The following is a 17613-nucleotide window of genomic DNA, read 5'->3' as shown; positions in this document are numbered from 1 at the left end:
GCGGACGCTCGGGCCGTCGGTCGATCCTCGGAAGCAACGTATCGGAGAAGAGATGGTGAGAACGGATACCAAAACGACTCGAGTCCTATCGACTATCGGCCGCCGGCGTAGAGAATTGGGCCGACCAGCACCAACACGACGCCGATCAGGCGGAAGACGACCATGTTGTCGGTCAGGCTCGTCGGTACCAGCAGGAACAGCGCACCCAGTGCGGCGAGGTTAATGCCCATGATCTTCATCGACTTCAGCGGGAGCGTCCCGAGGATCGCGAGCACGAGCAACCCGATGAGGGCGTGGCCCATGTGGATGGGGCGCAGCAGGTTGTCGATCGTCTGGAGAGGTACCTCGATCATTCGTACACGTATCTCCCCACGATTCGGCCTTTAATACTTCGATTGTGTCCCCAGGGCTGCCTCGAGGCACTCGATGGGCGTCTGTGGTCGGGCGTGGTCCCGTCCACGGCCTGCCAGCTGGGTGCGACAGGAGGCACCGGGGGCGACGACCCGCTCACCCGGGCTCTCCTCGACCTGGTCGTACAGAATCTGCCCGATGGCCGTACTCATCGAGGCGTGCTCGGCCTCGTAGCCGAAACTGCCGGCCATCCCGCAACAGCCCGAATCGAGCGGGTCGACGCGGTAGCCCGCCCGCCGGAGGACCCCGACGGCGTGGTGGTCCTTCCGGGTTGCCTTCTGGTGGCAGTGGCCGTGGTAGGTCAGCGTCTCGTCTCCCGGCGCAAACGAGAGGGCCTCGTCCAGGTCGAACGCGTCGAGGTACTCACAGACCCCGTAGGTCGCCTGCGAGAGCGGACGGGCGTCCTCGCCGAGGAGGTCGAGGTAATCCGACTGGAACATGACGGCATCGGAAGGCTCGAGGACGACCACGTCCCAGCCGTCCTCGATCGCTGGTTCGAGCGTCTCCACGTTCTCTCGGGCGGTCGCTCTCGCCTGCTCGAGGAAGCCCTTCGAGAACGCGGGACGGCCCGTATCGCCGAGGTCGTCCGGCACCGTGACGTGGACGCCGGCGGCCTCGAGGACGCGCACGGCGGCTTTCCCCGCCTGGGGGTTGTTGTAGTTGGTGAACGTGTCCGGGTAGACGATCGCCTTCCGCGTCGCTCCCGACAGCGGCCGCAGGGTGCCGCCACGGTCCTGGAACCAGTTGGTGAACGTTCGCCGGTGGAACCGGGGCAGGGGTTTGTCGGCGTTGATGCCGGCGACGGCCTCCATTACCCGCCGTGCACCCGGTATCTTCGGTCCGAGGTTCGACAGCGGAGCCAGCCGGGAACCCCACCGGGAGAGGGCGTGAACGTTCGCGAACAGGCGATCGCGCAGGCTCGCGCCGTGTCGCTGGTGGTGCTCGTGGGTCACCTCGGCTTTGAGCTTGGCCATGTCGACCTCGCTGGGACAGTCAATCGCACAGCCCTTGCAGCCGATACAGAGGTCCAGCACCTCGTCGAGGAACTCGTCGGTGAAGGCCTCGCCGGGCTCGAGGTCGCCGGTCATCGCCTGTCGGAGGGCGTTCGCCCGCCCGCGCGTGCTCGTAATTTCCTCGCGGCTGGCCCGGTAGGTCGGACACATCACGCCGCCGGTCGTCGACTGGTCGCCCCGACAGCCGCCACAGCCGTGACAGAGTTCGACCATGCCCTGGAAGCCGTTGTCGACGTCCCACTCAAGTTCGGGGTCGAAGTCGGCGTCGAAGGCGTAGTCGGGGCCGAAACGGTGGTGCTCGGTCATCGCCGTGGGGTCGTCCTCGCGGAAGACGACCTGGCCGGGGTTCAGGAGCCAGTCGGGGTCGAACGCCGTCTTCAGCCGTTGGAAGGTTTCCCAGAGTTCGTCGCCGTACAGTTTGTGGTTCCACTGCGTGCGTGCGCGCCCGTCGCCGTGCTCGCCCGAGACCGACCCGTCGTACTCGACGACAAGTTCCGTCGCGGCATCGGCGATCGATTCCATATTCTCGAGCCCCGATTCCGTCTTGGTGTTCACGAGCGGCCGGATGTGGAGGACGCCGGGGCCGGCGTGGGCGTAGAAACTCGCGTAGGTGTCGTGGGCTTCCAGCACCTCCTGGAAGTCGGCGACGAACGCGGCGAGGTGCTCGGGCGGGATGGCGGTGTCCTCGATGAACGCGACGTGCTTCTCGTCGGTCGTTCGCGAGAGCAAGATTGGGAGGCCGGACTTGCGGAGTTTCCAGACCTTCGCCCGGGTGACCTCGTCGTAGGCCTCGAGGGCGTCGAACGCGCGAACGTCGGCTTCCAGGACGGGCCGTTCGTCGGCGGGGTCGGCGTCGACGGCCGTCGCGACGGTCGGACAGCGATCGGCGAGGAGGTTCGCTACCTTCCGTTTCCCGTCGGTAGCGTCCTCGGCGTAAAACTCCACGAGGAGGACCGCCCCGGTCCCCTCCGGAAGCATCTCGGTCACCTCGACGAACTCCGCGGTCCCGCGCGCGAGGTCGATCAGCACGTCGTCGACCAGTTCGACCGCGGCGGGGTCGTGTTCGACGATGGGTGCCACGTCCGCCACCGCCTCGAGCACACTGTCGTAGGCCAGCAGGGCCATGCTCTTGGTCTCGGGAATCGGCTCGAGGGCGACGGTCGCCTCGGTGACGATGGCGAGCGTTCCCTCGCTGCCACAGAGGAGTTTCGCGAGGTTGATCGTGCCGCCGTCGGCGTCGGCTTCGCCGGCCTCTCGAATCGCTCCGTGGGCGTCCTCGAGCAGCCAGTCCAGGTTGTACCCCGAGACGTTTCGTTTGAGATCGGGGTACCGATCCGCGATCAAATCTCCCTCGTCCTCGAGAATCCGCTCGACTTCGGCGTAGATTCGCGACTCGAGGTCGTCGCCGTCGGCGAGGTCGGGGAGGTCCGCGAGGGCGACCTCGCCGAAGCGGGTGACGGTGCCGTCGGCGAGGACGACTTCCACCTCCTCGACGTAGGCGTCGGTCTTGCCGTACTGCAGGGAGTGTGCCCCCGTCGAGTTGTTGCCGATGGCGCCCCCGAGGGCACTCTTGTCGCCCCAGGCGGGGTCGGGCGCGAACTTCAGGTCGTGCGGGGCGACGGCCTCGTTGAGGCGCCCGAGGGTAATTCCGGGCTGGGCCGTCGCGCGCCGGGCGTCGGGGTCGATCTCGAGGAGGGCGTCCATGTCGGTCGTGAAGTCGAGGACGACGGCCTCGTTGACGCTCTGGCCGGCGAGGCTGGTGCCGCCGCCGCGCGGGAGGACGGGAATCTCGCGGCGAGCGCAGTAGTCCATCACGCCGGCGACGTCGGCCGTTGAGGTCGGGAAGACGACGGCGATTGGCGTCATCTCGTAGATGCTCGCGTCGGTCGCGTAGAGGGAACGGGAGTACGAGTCGGCGCGAACGTCGCCCTCGACGACCCGCGCGATGTCCTCGACAAGCGCGGGGCGGTCGACGTCGTCGCTCCGGTAGTCGTAGGTCGCTCGAGAGTCGGCGGCGGGGTCGACGCCGCGCTCGGTAGCCATACCCCTCTGTTGGCCGTCGATCGTATAAAGCGTCGGGCATGCGGCGAGTTGTTGTGTCGTTGTCGCCGCAGCGGCTGCTCCACCTCCGCCGAACCACCGTCAACTCGCATCGTTCAGAGCACGCCCGTCTCGAGTCGGAGCGTTTCTATACCGCTCTCGTCCACATCGAGTATGCAAGACGTCTGCATCGTCGGCGGCGGCGTCGCCGGCCTCTCGGCGGCCATCTACACCGCCCGCAACGGACTGGACACCCTCGTGATCGACGGGGGCGAATCGATCCTGGCGCGCAACGCCAGCCTCGAGAACTACCCTGGGTTCCCCGACGGCGTCGACGCCCGCCGGTACCTCGCGCTCGTTCGCGAACATGCCGGAAACGCTGGCGCCGAGTTCGAACTCGGGTACGTCACGAGTGTCGAGCAACGCGATTCCCAGACACCTGAAGCGGGATTCGTCCTCGAGACCGAGGGCGGCGAACCGCTCGAGGCGCGCCGGGTAATCGCCGCCTCCTGGCCCGAGAGCGAGTACCTCACGCCCCTCGACGTCGGTCGCGAACAGCGTGGCAGCAAGCACGTGGTCAGCGTCGACGAGGCGGGTCGGACGGCCGTCGACGGCGTCTACGCGGCCGGACGGCTCGCGGGCGAACCCCACCAGGCGATCGTCGCCGCCGGCCACGGCGCGAAGGTCGCCCTCGCGGCGATCCACGACTCCGGAGTTCCCTTCTACCACGACTGGGTCGCCCCCGAGGGCTACTTCACGGGCCGCGACCGGGACGTGCCGCCGGCCTGCGAGGAGATCGACGAGGCGGAGCGACGCGAACGAGACGAACGGGCGAGAGAACGGATGCTCGAGGCGTTCGCGGAGCCACTCGAGGCCGAGCCGACGATGCACCCGAGCGTCGCTCGCGACTGAGTCGTCCGCGCACCGTAACGACCGTCGGCCCTCGTCGGCGCCCGACGACGATCCATACGCATTTTACACCTCCCGCCGAAGTCCAACCGAGAATGCTCGAGGGAGTCAACGTCGCGCTCGGGGTGTCGGGGTCGATCGCGGCCGTCAAGACGGTCGAACTCGCCCACGAGTTGCGCCGGCAGGGGGCGAGCGTCCGCGCGGTGATGACCGACAGCGCCCGGGGGATCGTCCACCCGTGGGCGCTCGAATTCGCGACCGACCGCGAGGTCGTCACCGAAATCACGGGCGGGGTCGAACACGTCGAACTCTGTGGGAACGACGGCTGGGCGGACGTCCTCTTGCTCGCGCCGGCGACGGCCAACACCGTGGGCAAGATCGCCGGTGCCGTCGACGACACCCCGGTCACGACCTGCGCAACGACGGCCCTCGGCGCCGGCATCCCCGTCGTCGTCGCCCCGGCCATGCACGAACCGATGTACGATCACCCCGGCGTCCTCGAGGCCATCGAGCGCGTCGAGTCCTGGGGCGTCGACTTCGTCGACCCGCGCCTCGAGGAGGGGAAGGCCAAGATCGCCACCGAAGAAGCCATCGTCTGTGCGGTGGCCCGCGCGACCGGCGACGATCCGCTCGAGGGCCGCCGGGTCGTCGTCACCAGCGGCGCGACCAGCGAACCGATCGACCCCGTTCGCGTGCTGACGAACCGCTCCTCGGGGAAGATGGGCCGGGCGGTCGCCCGCGCGTGTTACGCCCTCGGAGCCGACGTGACGCTGATCCACGACGGCGACGACGTCCCCTACGCCGACGTCCGGGCCGTCGAGAGCGCCGCGGAGATGCTCGAGGCGACGCTCGAGGCCTGCGATAAGGCGGACGCCCTCGTCTCGGCTGCTGCCGTCGGCGACTACACCGTCGAGGCCAGCGACGTGAAACTCCGCTCCGGCCAGGAACTGACCCTCGACCTCGAGGCGACGCCGAAACTCATCGATCGGGTACGCGAGACACGTCCCGACCTGCCTATCGTCGCGTTCAAGGCCGAGACGAGCGGCGAGGACGAGGCGATGATCGACGCCGCGCGGGAGGTACTAGAGCGCGTCGACGCGGCCTTCGTCGTCGCCAACGACGCGAGCGTCATGGGTGGCGACCGGACTCGAGCGCTTCTCGTTCACGCCGAGGACGTCGCGCAGTTTTCGGGTGTGAAGAGTGATCTGGCGGACGAAATCGCTCGATCGCTGGCCGTCGTCGTCGGCTGAGAGATGGGACCATTTCGGACAGTGCCATCTTCCGCCGTTCTACTGATATTTTCAACCGAAAAACCTGTCGTCGAAAGCGACCGTCACGAGAATTATATACGTGGCGTTCATGCCGTCAATCGATGACGATCTCTCCCCCCAAGGCTGGTGTCGCGAGGTGACGATGAAGATGGACCGACCCGGCCGGCCGAGCCCGCTCTCGAAGGGCGAAATTTTCGAAGTCCTCCGCAACCAGCGACGGCGCTACGTCCTTCAGTTTTTGAAACAGGACGACCGACCAGTCGAACTCGGCGACCTCGCCCAGCAGGTCGCCGCCTGGGAGTACGAGACGACCCTCGAGGGCGTCACCCCAGAGCAACGAAAGCGCGTCTACACGACGCTCCAGCAGACGCACCTCCCAAAGATGGATACCGCCGGCATCCTTCGATTCGACTCCGACGACGGGGTCATCGAGCCGACCGATCGAACCAGCGATCTCAACGTCTACCTCGAGATCGTCCCCGGCAGCGAGTTCGCCTGGCGCGAACTGTACCTCTCGCTGGGCGCGATTGGCTGTGCGCTCGTGGCTGCGCTCTGGCTCGGAATCTACCCGCTCACCCTGTTCTCGGAACTCGCCTGGGCGGGGCTCCTCTCGGTGACGATCACCGCTACGGCGGCCGCTCACATCTACTACGAACGGAACATGCGCGTCGGCCACGGCGACGAGCCCCCGGAGCTGAGTTACGGACGGTAGCGGAGGAATCGGCGGTCTGTGGCTGTCCCGGGTACGATGTCCGTTTCGAGGGTGACTCGAGCCGCGGCGCGTATCGTCACCTTTTACTCGATATCTCCCTCATCCACGACATGGATCAGTTGAAACGGTCGCTCCTCGAGGCCCCCATCATCGAGAAGAACGGCTACCACTACTTCGTCCACCCCATCAGCGACGGTGTCCCCAAACTCGAGCCCTCCCTCCTCCGCGAAATCGTCATCCGCATCACGCGCAAGGCCGACCTCGAGGACGTCGATCGGATCGTCACCCCGGCAGCGATGGGCATCCACATCTCGACGGCCGTCTCGCTCATGACCGACATCCCGCTGACGGTCATCCGAAAGCGCGAATACGGCCTCGAAGGCGAGGTCTCGATCTCCCAGAAGACCGGCTACTCGGAAAACGAGATGTTCATCAACGACGTCTACGAGGGCGAGCGCGTACTCGTCCTGGACGACGTCCTCTCGACCGGTGGCACCCTCGCCGCGGTTCTGGGTGCGCTCGACGAAATCGGGGCCGAGGTCGTCGACACCGTCGCCGTCATCAAGAAAGAAGGCGGCGAGAACAAGGTCGCGGACGCGGGTTACGACGTGAAGACGCTGATCAACGTCGACGTCGTCGACGGCGAGGTCGTCATCGTGGACGAAGACGGCGACGACTGAGGCCGAACTCGAGTGCCGAGTTGAGGTAACGAGTAACGAATACCTGAACCGACCACCAGCCGTCGCGGCCGCTCACATCGTCTGCCGCGCCCCAATCACTTCTCGATTCAACGTCGAACGTACGCCCGTCCCGACCTTGAGCAAGAGCCGATTTCACGTTTCTCACGACTCACATTGCCGACATCTCGATTCGCATCACTCGAGAAACCGGTTGAAAGACTGTTGGATAACCGTTGGAAAACTATTGGAAACACGCTGGTAACCGCCGGGAAATCGCTAGAAAATCCGTTCCGAACCGGCGTCAGTCGCTCGAGCGAGCCGGCGTTTCGACGGCGGTTTCCGTCTCCGCGAGGTGGCAGGCTGCCCGGTGGTCGGACGCGACGTGAACCTCTGCCGGCGTCTCCTGGCGACAGACGGTCTCGAACTCCTCGCGAAGGAGTGACGCTGCATCCTCGAGGTTCCCATCGTAGACCGACTGTACTGATCGGTCGAAGACGTCTTCGGCCCGCTCGTCGGGGAGCGGGACCGGAATCGAGAACTCCGAACGAAGTCTCGATTCGAACGGCTCGAACGGGACTTCGGTCGGCTCGTCGTAGGTTTCATCTTCCGTGACGACGCTCTCGCGGATCGATTCGGCGTCGAGCGACCCGTCCTGGACGCGATACTTGTAGTCCATGACGTGTCGCCAGGTCTCCTGTTCGAAGTCGTAGCCGTCGGGCTGGATCACTTCGGGACAGCGGGTGTGGAACCGGCATCCCTTCGGTGGGTTCGACGGACTCGGGACGTCTCCTGACAGCGAGACCTCGTCGCGGCTCAGGTGCGGATCGGGGACCGGAATCGAGGAGATCAACGCCCGCGTGTAGGGGTGCTGTGGATCGTTGAAGATCTCCTCGGTCGGCCCCTCCTCGACGATCTGGCCGAGGTACATCACGCCGACGCGATCACAGATCTCCCGGATGACGCCGAGGTTGTGGCTGATGATCAGGATTCCCAGACCGAACTCCGTCTGAAGTTCTTCCATGATAGAGAGGATCTCCGCCTGGATCGAGACGTCCAGCGCCGACACCGGCTCGTCGGCGACAAGGAGGTCGGGATTGACCGACAGCGCCCGAGCGAGCGCGATTCGCTGCTTCTGCCCACCGCTGAACTCGTGGGGGTATCGATCCGCGTCCGACGCCTGTAGCCCGACCCTGACGAGGAGCTGTTCGACGATCCGTCGTCGCCGCTGTCGGTCGTCCATCCCGTTGACGAGCAACGGTTCGGCCACCGATTCGCCGATCGACATCCGTGGATCGAAACTCGAGTCCGGATCCTGGAAGATCATCTGGGCACGCCGACGGAAGCGCTTCATGCCGCTCTTTCCGAACTCGGTGACGTCTTCTCCGTCGAAGAGGATCTGTCCGCCTGTCGCCTCCTCGAGCTGGAGGATGGTGGTCGCGGCCGTCGACTTGCCACACCCGGACTCGCCGACCAGACCGACCGTCTGTCCGCGCTCGACGGTGATGTCGATTCCGTCGACGGCGCGGACGCGCCCGACCTCGCGCTTGAGAATCCCCTTCGTGATCGGGTAGTGTTTCTCGAGGTCGCGTACCTCGAGGAGCGGGTTCGGTCCTGGAGTGTTCATCGAAGATCACCCCCGGTGCCCGAAACCGGCCGTGAACGCGTCGCGTTTGTATCGTTCTGGGGCCGCTCTTCGAGGACGACAGACTCGTCGTAGCCGTCGTGATAGTAGAGACAGGAGACGGTGTGCTCACCCGTCGTCGCGGGAACGAGGTCCGGCTGATCCCCGACGGTACAGTCGTCGATCGCGTAGGGGCATCGATCGGCGAACCGACAGCCGTCAGGCGGGTTCAAGACGCTCGGAAGCGTCCCGCCGATCGGTTCGATCGTCCCGCTGCTGCCCGGGAGGCACTTGAGCAGGGCCCGCGTGTAGGGGTGGGCCGGGTTGTCGAAGAGATCGTAGACGTCGGCCCGTTCCATGACTTTCCCGGCGTACATGACGATGACGCGGTCGGCGACCTCGGCGACGACGCCGAGGTCGTGCGTGACGAAGATGATCGACATGCCGAACTCCTCCTGGAGGTCCATCAGCAAGTCGAGAATCTGCGATTCGATGGTGACGTCGAGCGCCGTCGTCGGCTCGTCGGCGATCAGGAGGTCAGGTTCGCACGCGAGTGCCATCGCGATGATCACACGTTGTTTCATCCCCCCACTGAACTCGTGGGGATAGTCGTCGATGCGGGAGGCTGCTTCCGGAATGCCGACCTCGTCGAGCAGTTCGATCGACCGTTCGCGAGCGGCTGCCTTCGAGAGGTCCTGGTGAGTGTTGATCGCCTCGCGTATTTGGGCGCCAACGGTGTACACTGGATTGAGTGCACTCTGTGGGTTCTGGAAGATGTGGCTGATCCGCCCGCCTCGAATCTGGCGAATCTCTTTGTCCGACATCGCCGTCACGTCCTGGCCGTCGAAGACGATCTCCCCGCTGGCGATCTCTCCTGGCGGCATCTTGAGGATTCGAGTGATCGATTCGGTGGTCACGGACTTGCCGCTCCCGCTTTCACCGACGATACAGACTGTTTCGCCGCGTTCGACGTCGAAGCTGACGCCGTCGACGGCGTGAACTGTGCCTTCGTCCGTGTGAAACACCGTGTGCAGGTCGCGAACGGAGAGTAGTGGGTCGTCAGTCATTGTTCTGTCTCGTGTCGTGGGTCGAGTGCGTCTCGAAGCGCGTCACCGAGGAAGTTGAACGACAGCACGGTGAAGAACAGGAAAATCCCTGGAATCGTCGCGATCCACCACGCGTCGCCGAGGTTCCCTCGGCCTGCGGCGATGATCCGACCCCACGACCAGACGTCTGGATCGCCGAACCCGAGGAACGCGATGACCGCCTCGGTCAGGATCATGCCGGGGATCAGCAGTGTCGCGGCCGTGATGATCGTGTTCGAGACGTTCGGGAGGATGTGTCGCCGGATGATGTACGCCCGGCTCGCGCCAGCCGCCTCCGCCGCGCTGATGTACTCCTCCTCGCTTCGCTGGAGCGCCTCGCTCCTGATCAGCCGGGCCGTCCCGCCCCAGCCGGTAAACGCGAGGATGATGATGAGCAAGAACAGGCTCCCGCCGTAGATGTAGATCAGCAGGATGATCAGGAAGAACGTCGGAAACGTCATCAGCAGGTCGACGAATCGCATCAGCAAGGCGTCGGCCCAGCCACCCATAAAGGCCGCCGTGGCACCGACAATGGCCGCCAGCACGACGCTGAAAAGCGTCGCGATGAGTCCAACCTGGAAGCTCACCTCGGCCCCGGCGACGACGATCTCGAGGATGTCCTCGCCGGTCCGGTGGGTGCCGAAGGGGTGGGCCCAGGTGCCCCCGAAGAACACCGGGGGCGCGAGCAGGTTCCCCCAGTCGGGCTCGGGTTGACCGATGATACGCGGACCGAGGGCGCCGACGAGGAAGATGCCCGTGAGGAAGTACAGACTCAAGACGGCGGCCGTATTCTGCCTGAATTTCTTCCAGTAGTACATCGTCATCCGCTTGTTCTCCCACAGCGGTGCCCCGACGAACCAGAACACGGCGACGAGCGTCATCAGAAACAGCCAGTCGACGTTGTTCGGGTTGAGCGAGAGATCGAACAGCCCCAGGTCTGCGTCGACGATCGGGAGCCGTTCCGGGATGAATACGTAATCGTACAGCCAGAGGAGTCCGACCAGCAGGAGCGATCCGTACGTTCCAATCGTTCGACGGTCCAGCTTGAACCGCCCTTGGTCGTACTCCTCCCAGTCGATGGACGTGACCTCGAGTGCGTCGGATGTGGTCGTATCAGTTGCCATCAGTTTCTCGCCTCGTAGCTAATTCGTGGATCGAGCACGGTGTACAGGATGTCCTGGAGCAGGTTCGCGAGAATCGCCAGGATCACCGGAACCAGCGTCGTCGCCAGGACCAGCGGCGTATCCATTCGAATCAAGGCGTTGTAGCTGACCAGCCCCAATCCGGGGATGCCGAAGATCACCTCGACGATGTACGCCGTCGAGAAGATGATCCCGACGAAGTCGGCCACCAGGATGGTGATCAACACCGGCGTGGCCGGACGGAAGATGTGGTGGTACATGATCCGCCACTCGCTGACCCCCTTCGCCCGCGCGCTCTTGACCCACTCGGCGTTGACGTACTCGAGCGTCTCCGCCCGCGCGTATCGCATCTCGGAGGCGACCGCCGCCGTCGTGAGGACGAAGATGGGCATGATGAGATACTTCACGTGATCGAGCGACCAGAACGCCACACTGCTGTCGTAGCTGGTTGGCAACCACTGTAACATCACTCCGACGACGAGGATGAGCATGATCGACAGCCAGAAGTTCGGGACGCTGATGCCGAAGAACGCGAAGAACGTTGCGGCGTAGTCCGACTTGGTGTACTGGTGCGTCGAGGAGTAGATCCCGACGGTGAAACCGACTACGACGGCGATGATCGTCGAGGGGACAACGACGAGCGCCGAGTACACCCAGGAGTTGCCAATGACCTCCATGACGTCCGTGTCGTAGGTGTAAGAATCACCCCAGTCGAGCGTGTACATCGAGACCATGAAATCGACGTACTGTTCACTCAGCGGTCGATCCTCCCCCCGCGTTTGTTCGTAGGTTTCGATCGCGTCCTCCGGATTGTCTCCCTCCTGGGCGGCTTCCCAGGCGACCGTACTCGTCGCCGGGTTCGGCGAGGCCGTGAGAAAGCCGAACGTGACGCTCATGATTATAAACGACGCCAGAAGCGCCCAGGCCAGTCGACGACCGATGTACCACGTCATACTCATCTCGACCACCCCCCCGAGCGGTATCCGAGCGTGCCGCGGCGATTGTTTGCTCTAACGTACATGATCGATATTTGCATTAATTGAATGGTGTGATATGTGTCCTTCGATGTGTATGTTCACGATCAAAAAAGGATAGCCGATGCGCAGAAACCCCGCCCGGCGGCAAACCGGGCGAACGGTATCGATACCGTCGATGGTGAAGTGAGTGGCTATCCGTTAGTGGTCCCGCAGCTCAGTTGTGCGGGTCGTCGGTCATCCACCAGGAGTTACTCTTGTACCCCCAGGACGGGGACGGATCCTCGGTGAAGACGACCTCGTCCTGGTAGCCGTAGATGTCGTCCTGGAAGTGCATGAAGTTGACCGGGAGGTCGCGGCTCAGGATGCCGAACACTTCGGCGAAGATCTCCTGTTGTTCGGCCTCGTCGGTTGCCGTCGCTCCTTCCTGGATCATCGACCCAAGGTCCTCCTCGGGGACGTAGCCGTAGAAGTTGGTTCCGGAGCTGGCCGTCCAGAAGGCGGCGATCGATCCCGGAGACCGTGGGTACGTGTTGAACCCGATTCCCCACATCAGATCCCACTCTCGGGCGCTCGACAGTGCCTGCGGATCCTCCGCCTCGGGGTCGTTGAAGATCCCCTGTGGCTCGCCATCCTCGGCGACCATCGCGTACTGCTCGAGCATCGTGTTGAACGGCACGCCGTTCGAGTCGACGTCGATGCCGAGGCCTCCGAGCGCGTCCGCGATGTATCGCGCGGAGTCCTCGGTAAGCGGCGACCCGTTCGTGTAGACGAACGACAGGACGACCTGATTGCCGTCGGGGTCGAGGAGCGCGTCGCCATCGTAGCTGTATCCGTCGCTCAGGTTCTCCTCGAGCAGCGACCGGGCCTCGTCCACGTCGTAGGTATCGCCGGCGCCGACGGGGTCCACCTGGCTGTCGTCGTAGAAGTCGGAGTACTCCGGTTGGAACGTCTGTGCAGGAATCGCGAATCCGCGGTAGATGTCGTTAGCGACCGTCTCTTTGTCGATGGCCATCGAGAGGGCGCGTCGAACTTCGCGCTTTCGCAGTTCCTCCCAGCCGTTTGCGCGCTGGTTGAACGCGAGGATACTACAGTACGGCGTCGCGGATTCCACGAGGGTGTAGTCGTCCTGGCCCTGGTAGTTCTCGACCTGGTCGGCTGGAATGCCGACCGTCGAGAGGCCGCCCGTCTCGAACTCCGCGAGTCGCGTGCTCTCCTCTTCGAGGATGTTGATCGTGTATTGCTCGAAGTACGGCGCGTCCTCCCAGTCCTCGTCGTCGCCGCGTTTGTAGTAGTCCTCGTTACGGACGGCGACGAAACGGTCCTCGACGGCTCGTTCTTCGAACGTGTACGGACCGAGGTTCCCCGTGTACGTCAGCTGCTGGACGGCATCGGAACCGTTGAGTTCCTCGCCGGCCTCCTCGTTTCCGTCCTGGTAGTCCTGGAAGTACGGTTCGACGAGCCCCTTCGGCAGGATGTACGTTCCCCAGAACGTCGGCTGCCGAACGAACAGCGGATCCGCCGCCGCAATCTCGACTTCGAGGGTCGTGTCGTCGACCGCGGTGACGCTCTCGACGTCGTCCCAGTTCGACTGGTTGACGTGGGCGGCCCAGTTGTCCTCGTGCTGGGCCACGTTCTCGATGTGGAATACCCAGTCCTCGGTCGTCATCTGGCCGTAGTCGTCGCCCCACTCGAGGTTGTCGCGGAGGTGGAACGTCCACGTCTTGTTGTCCTCGGTTTCGTAGTCTTCGAACCAGTAGCCGTAGAACTCGTCGTTTTCGTCGAGGCCGTAGGGGCCGTCGAGCAGCGGCGCGAGTCGAGCCGACGACGTCGTGTCGTTGATTCGAAGCGGGTTCAGATCCTGAGCTTCGGAGGCTGAGGCCGTGATCCAGTCGGGCTGGATCTCCCGTTCGCTCACGTCGGCCTGGTCGCTGATGTCGTCGCTGACGTCGTCATCGTCGCCGTTGCCGTTGCCGTTGCCGTTCCCGCTAGTGTTCCCGTTGCCGTTACCATTATCGTCACCGCTCATACAGCCTGCAAGTCCAGCAGCACCAGCAGCACCTGCGAGCAGTAGCACCTCCCGGCGATGGGCGCCGGGTGCCTTCAAGTCTTTATGAGGCATAGTAAGAGTACAGATACTAATTACATAAATAGATTCCGACTGTTTTCTTCATTGACTATTTCTCTATCATGGACGCAGCAATTTCCCAAATAATTGGGTGAACGTCCATTCCTCATGAATATTGCTTTTGATACATGTTGGAAACTGACGTGGTACTGGGTTTCAATCAACCGGCGAACGTTGCCCGTTTGCGAGTTCTGGATCGCACCGATGAATCGATTTCTGCTTCTCCAGGCTCGGGGTCGCTGTCCGCCGTATTGTCGTCCCCAGATCCTCTATATCTGCACGGCTACCGGCTCAGGCCACGACGGTTTCGCCCGGAATTGGGGCACTCGAGGTCGCTATTTGAACGAAGCGGGACGTAGACGACGCGAAAGATTGCTCGCACCGCTCTCGCGGTCATCGCTCGTTCGCTTACTCGTTACTGTCATTCACGAACAGTATCGCGTCGAAGTAGCAGGAGGTAGATTCGAACCACGGTCACGGCAAAGCCGCTCTCTGCCTCAAATCCACTCGTCGTCTTTTCAGGGACACGGCCACCTCGCTACGCTCGTCGGGTTGTGTCCCTGAAAAGTAGCGGGAGGTAGATTTGAACTACCGATCTGCGGGTTATGAGCCCGCCGGAATCTCCTGGCTATCCCATCCCGCTGGCTCATGATAACCCGGTACGGTAGTTAAGGGTTGTGATTCGGGTGCCGTGTGTGGGTTTCTATCGCTCGACTCGAGCCGAAGAGTCTACTCCGATCTTTCGAGGTCGCCGCGGCTTCGGGGTCACAATGGTATACCATTACGCGCGGATGAATGAGAACTCGTCAGATCGATAGCGAAACTCACGGCGTGTATCTGTGGCCACACAAGCGAAGCGGTGACGGAGTGGGTGCATCTCTATCGCTGTCACTCGAGCTCAACTGCTCAGACGAACAGGTCACCCTTCGGCTCGAGAACTGTAATCTCGCTCGCGTCCGCGCGGACGACCTCGAGCCAGTGGGGGGTGAAGTTGCGGCGCTGGAAGTCTTCGTACTCGCCTTCCTCGCCCACAGTGCACCAGAGCTGGACCCGGTCGGGTCCGTGCCACTCGCCGTTACGACTGATGCCGAAACATACCAGTTCCTCCCCGTCGTGCTCGACGACCGCGCCCTTTCGAATGCCGGGGTCCCCGTGGATGATGAGCCGCTTCATGCCCGGCGGTTCGCACGATGGGGAATTAAGCGCTTCGAAGCACCCCCTGTCTCTTATCCCGTCTCGGACGGTGTCGGTTCGCCACGAGACGAACGCGGAGTCGACGGCGAACCAAACGGGTTTTAAACGGGGCTCTCTTAGCCCACTCCAAGTGAGTTAACATGCAGATGCCACGCCGTTTCAATACGTACTGCCCGTACTGCAAATCCCACCATCAGCACGAGGTCGAGAAGGTCCGAACCGGCCGTCAGACCGGCATGAAGCAGGTGGCCGACCGACAGCGTGCCCGTCAGCTCTCGACCATCGGGAACTCCGGGAAGTTCTCGAAGGTGCCCAGCGGTGACAAGCCGACGAAGAAGACCGACCTCAAGTACCGATGCAGCGAGTGCGGCAAGGCCCACCTCCGCGAGGGATGGCGTGCCGGCCGACTCGAGTTCCAGGAGTGATTTCGATGGCAGGAAGCTACTACCGCGTCCGTTGCAGTGACTGTGAGAACGAACAGATCGTCTTCGGCAAGGCGTCCTCGGAGGTCGCCTGCGCCGTCTGTGGGACCACGCTCGCCGTCCCCACTGGCGGGAAGGCCGAAATCGATCACGAAGTCCTCGAGACCGTCGAGTCACGATGAAGTACAGCGGCTGGCCCGAACCGGGCGAACTCGTCGTCGGCAAGATCGACGAGATCGAGGACTTCGGCGTCTTCGTCGACCTCGAGGAGTACCAGGACAAGCGCGGCCTGATCCACATCTCGGAGGTCGCCAGCGGCTGGATCAAGAACGTCCGCGATCACGTTCGCGAGGGCCAGATCGCCGTCTGCAAGGTCCTCGACGTCGACGAGTCCCACGAGCAAATCGACCTCTCGCTCAAGGACGTCAACGACCACCAGCGCTCCGATAAGATCCAGGAGTGGAAGAACGAGCAGAAGGCCGACAACTGGATGGAGATCGCCTTCGGCGAGGACATCGCCGACGAGGAGTATATCTCCATCGCCAACGAACTCCTGGGCGCGTACGGCACGCTCTACGACGGGTTCAAGCAGGCGGCTATCCACGGCGACGAGGCCCTCGAGGACACCGATCTCGACGACGACGAACGCGACGCCATCGTGGAGACGGCCCGCGAGAACGTCTCGGTGCCGTACGTCAACGTCACGGGCTACGTCGACCTCGAGAATCCCTCACCGAGCGGCGTCGACGGGATTCGGTCCGCACTCGAGGCCGCCGAGGGGAACGGCGAGATTCCCGAGGGCGTCGAACTCGACGTGACCTACGTCGGAGCGCCCGAGTACCGAATCAAGGTTCGTGCGCCGAACTACAAGACCGCCGAGAGCGTCCTCGAGGCCAGCGCGGAGCGGGCGATCGGCGCGATCGAAACCGAGGGTGGCGAAGGCGAGTACCACCGCGAGCGCCGAACCGACGACGAGTAACCGTTCGCGTTTCCGTTTCCACTTCAGCTTCAATTTCCGCTTCCGCTTTTCAACGATGAAATCCGACATCCACATCTGTTCGGCGTGGGAAGACGTTCACGACCGGCCGGTCTACACCCTCTCAGATTCCTGCCCCGAGTGCGGTGCCGACGCCGTCAACAGCGCCCCGGCGCCGTTCGATCCCGAGGACCGACACGGCGAGTACCGACGTGCTCTTAAACGTCGCGTCCGCTGATACGGTATGGACGAACTCGATATCGAGGCGGTCGCCGAGGCATCACTCGACGAACCGGTGTTGATCGAGGGACTTCCCGGCGTCGGCCACGTCGGGAAACTCGTCGCCGACCATCTGCTCGAGGAACTCGAGGCCGAGAGCACCCTCGTCCGCCGGATCTACTCTCAGGAGTTCCCGCCACAGGTGACGGTCGAAGACGGCGTCACCAGTCTGACCTGCGCGGAGGTCCACGCGGTTACGCCCGAGGAAGGCCAGGACGTGCTCGTCCTGACGGGCGACCACCAGGCCCAGACCAACGCGGGCCACTACGTCCTCACGGACGCGTTTCTCGACGTCGCCGAGGAGTTCGACGCCACGGAATTGTACGCCCTCGGCGGCGTGCCGACGGGCGAACTCATCGACGAGTACGCCGTCCTCGGTGCGGTCACCGACGAGTCGCTGATCGAACCGCTCGAGGACGTCGGCGTCGAGTTCCGCGAGGACGAACCGGCGGGCGGCATCGTCGGCGTCTCCGGGCTGTTACTCGGCCTCGGGGAACGCCGCGGATTCGAGGCAATCTGTCTCATGGGCGAGACCAGCGGCTACCTCGTCGACCCCAAGAGCGCTCGTGCCGTCCTCGAGGTGCTCGAGGCGCGACTCGGGTTCGACGTCGACTACGACCCCCTGGACGAGCGCGCCGACGAGATGGAGGAGGTCATCGGCAAGATCCAGGAGATGGAACAGCAACAGCAGGCGATGGACGTCCCGAACGACGACGACCTGCGGTACTTCGGCTGAGGCCCTGTGGCCTGGTCTCT

General features: G+C 63.7%; 17 protein-coding genes and 1 tRNA gene. 9 read left to right on the top strand and 9 right to left on the bottom strand.

What is annotated here, in order from left to right:
- Nucleotides 1-92: 92 nt before the first annotated feature.
- Nucleotides 93-353, bottom strand: coding sequence for a DUF8006 family protein (locus ACFQO4_RS15805; protein ID WP_253429880.1), 261 nt, complete (start codon nucleotides 351-353; stop codon nucleotides 93-95).
- A 30-nt stretch (nucleotides 354-383) separates the two neighbouring features.
- On the bottom strand, nucleotides 384-3467 hold the full coding sequence (locus ACFQO4_RS15800) for an FAD-binding and (Fe-S)-binding domain-containing protein (protein ID WP_500261818.1): 3084 nt from the start codon (nucleotides 3465-3467) through the stop codon (nucleotides 384-386).
- A 171-nt stretch (nucleotides 3468-3638) separates the two neighbouring features.
- On the opposite strand from ACFQO4_RS15800, the gene ACFQO4_RS15795 reads away from it, so the two are divergent.
- From ACFQO4_RS15795 to hpt, 4 genes are all read left to right on the top strand, one after another.
- Complete coding sequence (locus tag ACFQO4_RS15795) at nucleotides 3639-4376, top strand: NAD(P)/FAD-dependent oxidoreductase (protein WP_500261817.1); 738 nt, start codon at nucleotides 3639-3641, stop codon at nucleotides 4374-4376.
- Nucleotides 4377-4468: 92 nt separating this feature from the next.
- Nucleotides 4469-5623 carry a bifunctional phosphopantothenoylcysteine decarboxylase/phosphopantothenate--cysteine ligase CoaBC gene (coaBC, locus tag ACFQO4_RS15790; RefSeq protein WP_500261816.1) on the top strand — a complete coding sequence of 385 codons (1155 nt, stop codon included), beginning with the start codon at nucleotides 4469-4471 and terminating at the stop codon, nucleotides 5621-5623.
- Nucleotides 5624-5786: 163 nt separating this feature from the next.
- Nucleotides 5787-6356, top strand: a complete 570-nt coding sequence (locus tag ACFQO4_RS15785; RefSeq protein WP_500261850.1) for a DUF7344 domain-containing protein — start codon at nucleotides 5787-5789, stop codon at nucleotides 6354-6356.
- Nucleotides 6357-6466: 110 nt separating this feature from the next.
- Complete coding sequence (hpt, locus tag ACFQO4_RS15780; protein WP_312909557.1) at nucleotides 6467-7036, top strand: hypoxanthine/guanine phosphoribosyltransferase; 570 nt, start codon at nucleotides 6467-6469, stop codon at nucleotides 7034-7036.
- A 301-nt stretch (nucleotides 7037-7337) separates the two neighbouring features.
- Here the strand turns inward: hpt and ACFQO4_RS15775 are convergent, their stop codons facing one another.
- From ACFQO4_RS15775 to ACFQO4_RS15745, 7 genes are all read right to left on the bottom strand, one after another.
- Nucleotides 7338-8660 carry an ABC transporter ATP-binding protein gene (locus ACFQO4_RS15775; RefSeq protein ID WP_500261815.1) on the bottom strand — a complete coding sequence of 441 codons (1323 nt, stop codon included), beginning with the start codon at nucleotides 8658-8660 and terminating at the stop codon, nucleotides 7338-7340.
- Entirely contained in the window at nucleotides 8657-9724 is a 1068-nt protein-coding gene (locus tag ACFQO4_RS15770; protein ID WP_500261814.1) for an ABC transporter ATP-binding protein, read from the bottom strand. The genes ACFQO4_RS15775 and ACFQO4_RS15770 overlap by 4 nt, the downstream gene beginning before the upstream one ends.
- Entirely contained in the window at nucleotides 9721-10866 is a 1146-nt protein-coding gene (locus ACFQO4_RS15765) for an ABC transporter permease (protein ID WP_500261813.1), read from the bottom strand. The genes ACFQO4_RS15770 and ACFQO4_RS15765 overlap by 4 nt, the downstream gene beginning before the upstream one ends.
- The gene (locus ACFQO4_RS15760; protein WP_500261812.1) at nucleotides 10866-11837 is read right to left on the bottom strand and encodes an ABC transporter permease; all 972 of its coding nucleotides are present in this window, start codon (nucleotides 11835-11837) and stop codon (nucleotides 10866-10868) included. Before ACFQO4_RS15760 ends, ACFQO4_RS15765 begins: the two co-directional genes overlap by 1 nt.
- Before the next feature lie 238 nt (nucleotides 11838-12075).
- Entirely contained in the window at nucleotides 12076-13980 is a 1905-nt protein-coding gene (locus tag ACFQO4_RS15755; protein ID WP_500261811.1) for an ABC transporter substrate-binding protein, read from the bottom strand.
- A 574-nt stretch (nucleotides 13981-14554) separates the two neighbouring features.
- A tRNA-Met gene (locus ACFQO4_RS15750) sits at nucleotides 14555-14629 on the bottom strand.
- A 263-nt stretch (nucleotides 14630-14892) separates the two neighbouring features.
- Complete coding sequence (locus ACFQO4_RS15745; RefSeq protein WP_500261810.1) at nucleotides 14893-15159, bottom strand: HAH_0734 family protein; 267 nt, start codon at nucleotides 15157-15159, stop codon at nucleotides 14893-14895.
- Nucleotides 15160-15320: 161 nt separating this feature from the next.
- Between ACFQO4_RS15745 and ACFQO4_RS15740 the strand changes: the two genes are divergently transcribed.
- From ACFQO4_RS15740 to ACFQO4_RS15720, 5 genes are read left to right on the top strand one after another with little or no spacing between them, the layout of a single operon-like run.
- Nucleotides 15321-15605 carry a 50S ribosomal protein L44e gene (locus ACFQO4_RS15740; protein ID WP_500261809.1) on the top strand — a complete coding sequence of 95 codons (285 nt, stop codon included), beginning with the start codon at nucleotides 15321-15323 and terminating at the stop codon, nucleotides 15603-15605.
- A gap of 5 nt (nucleotides 15606-15610) precedes the next feature.
- Nucleotides 15611-15784: a 30S ribosomal protein S27e gene (locus ACFQO4_RS15735; protein ID WP_500261808.1), complete on the top strand. Its 174-nt coding sequence runs from the start codon at nucleotides 15611-15613 to the stop codon at nucleotides 15782-15784.
- Complete coding sequence (locus ACFQO4_RS15730; RefSeq protein WP_500261807.1) at nucleotides 15781-16581, top strand: translation initiation factor IF-2 subunit alpha; 801 nt, start codon at nucleotides 15781-15783, stop codon at nucleotides 16579-16581. The genes ACFQO4_RS15735 and ACFQO4_RS15730 overlap by 4 nt, the downstream gene beginning before the upstream one ends.
- A gap of 55 nt (nucleotides 16582-16636) precedes the next feature.
- On the top strand, nucleotides 16637-16816 hold the full coding sequence (locus tag ACFQO4_RS15725; protein ID WP_500261806.1) for an RNA-protein complex protein Nop10: 180 nt from the start codon (nucleotides 16637-16639) through the stop codon (nucleotides 16814-16816).
- A 6-nt stretch (nucleotides 16817-16822) separates the two neighbouring features.
- Nucleotides 16823-17593, top strand: a complete 771-nt coding sequence (locus tag ACFQO4_RS15720) for a proteasome assembly chaperone family protein (protein ID WP_500261805.1) — start codon at nucleotides 16823-16825, stop codon at nucleotides 17591-17593.
- Nucleotides 17594-17613: the final 20 nt, after the last annotated feature.

The organism is Saliphagus sp. GCM10025334 (assembly GCF_042663485.1).
In the GTDB taxonomy this organism is placed as follows: Archaea; Halobacteriota; Halobacteria; order Halobacteriales; family Natrialbaceae; genus Natronosalvus.
Note: the sequence above shows the minus strand (reverse complement) of the source record. Positions and strands in the feature narration are given on the sequence as shown.

Coding starts and splice junctions, on each gene's coding strand:
- ACFQO4_RS15770 (WP_500261814.1), bottom strand. CDS start 9,724: ATGACTGACGACCCACTACTCTCCGTTCGCGACCTGCACACGGTGTTT.
- ACFQO4_RS15765 (WP_500261813.1), bottom strand. CDS start 10,866: ATGGCAACTGATACGACCACATCCGACGCACTCGAGGTCACGTCCATC.
- ACFQO4_RS15725 (WP_500261806.1), top strand. CDS start 16,637: ATGAAATCCGACATCCACATCTGTTCGGCGTGGGAAGACGTTCACGAC.
- ACFQO4_RS15730 (WP_500261807.1), top strand. CDS start 15,781: ATGAAGTACAGCGGCTGGCCCGAACCGGGCGAACTCGTCGTCGGCAAG.
- ACFQO4_RS15735 (WP_500261808.1), top strand. CDS start 15,611: ATGGCAGGAAGCTACTACCGCGTCCGTTGCAGTGACTGTGAGAACGAA.
- ACFQO4_RS15720 (WP_500261805.1), top strand. CDS start 16,823: ATGGACGAACTCGATATCGAGGCGGTCGCCGAGGCATCACTCGACGAA.
- hpt (WP_312909557.1), top strand. CDS start 6,467: ATGGATCAGTTGAAACGGTCGCTCCTCGAGGCCCCCATCATCGAGAAG.
- ACFQO4_RS15745 (WP_500261810.1), bottom strand. CDS start 15,159: ATGAAGCGGCTCATCATCCACGGGGACCCCGGCATTCGAAAGGGCGCG.
- ACFQO4_RS15760 (WP_500261812.1), bottom strand. CDS start 11,837: ATGACGTGGTACATCGGTCGTCGACTGGCCTGGGCGCTTCTGGCGTCG.
- ACFQO4_RS15800 (WP_500261818.1), bottom strand. CDS start 3,467: ATGGCTACCGAGCGCGGCGTCGACCCCGCCGCCGACTCTCGAGCGACC.
- ACFQO4_RS15795 (WP_500261817.1), top strand. CDS start 3,639: ATGCAAGACGTCTGCATCGTCGGCGGCGGCGTCGCCGGCCTCTCGGCG.
- ACFQO4_RS15775 (WP_500261815.1), bottom strand. CDS start 8,660: ATGAACACTCCAGGACCGAACCCGCTCCTCGAGGTACGCGACCTCGAG.
- ACFQO4_RS15740 (WP_500261809.1), top strand. CDS start 15,321: ATGCAGATGCCACGCCGTTTCAATACGTACTGCCCGTACTGCAAATCC.
- ACFQO4_RS15755 (WP_500261811.1), bottom strand. CDS start 13,980: ATGCCTCATAAAGACTTGAAGGCACCCGGCGCCCATCGCCGGGAGGTG.
- ACFQO4_RS15805 (WP_253429880.1), bottom strand. CDS start 353: ATGATCGAGGTACCTCTCCAGACGATCGACAACCTGCTGCGCCCCATC.
- ACFQO4_RS15785 (WP_500261850.1), top strand. CDS start 5,787: ATGAAGATGGACCGACCCGGCCGGCCGAGCCCGCTCTCGAAGGGCGAA.
- coaBC (WP_500261816.1), top strand. CDS start 4,469: ATGCTCGAGGGAGTCAACGTCGCGCTCGGGGTGTCGGGGTCGATCGCG.